1 protein-coding gene is annotated in these 292 nt (G+C 52.4%); it reads left to right on the top strand.

Annotation, left to right across the window (positions count from 1 at the left end; all coding sequences use genetic code 11):
• Positions 1 to 275, top strand: a 275-nt coding sequence (locus tag QP415_RS11455) for a DivIVA domain-containing protein (protein WP_285100160.1), incomplete at its 5' end; no start/stop codon positions are given.
• Between the last annotated feature and the right edge of the window lie 17 nt (positions 276 to 292).

Here is a 292-nt window from a genome sequence, read left to right as displayed (position 1 = left end):
GGGTAGCTTCGAGGGCTACCACGCTTTACCCGCGCTTGCTGCGTCCGGCGGGGGAGCGCTTTGACCATCCTGCTTCTGGAAAGGGCTATGATGCCGAGCAGGTCGATCAGTTCCTAGATCGAATCGCTTCATTTTTTGACGATGGGGAAGTACTTACCGCCGATCAGATCAGGGGCGTCACCTTCAAGCATGCTCGCGGTACTAAAGCGTATGAAGAGGGCGTAGTAGACGCCTATCTGAATCGGGCTATTGAGATATTGCTGTCGGTAGAATGAAACAGATATCAATACTA

This window comes from Pauljensenia sp. UMB3104 (genome assembly GCF_030217285.1).
In the GTDB taxonomy this organism is placed as follows: domain Bacteria; phylum Actinomycetota; class Actinomycetes; order Actinomycetales; family Actinomycetaceae; genus Pauljensenia.
The sequence above is the reverse complement of the archived record's forward strand: the minus strand, read 5'-3'. Positions and strand labels throughout refer to the sequence as shown.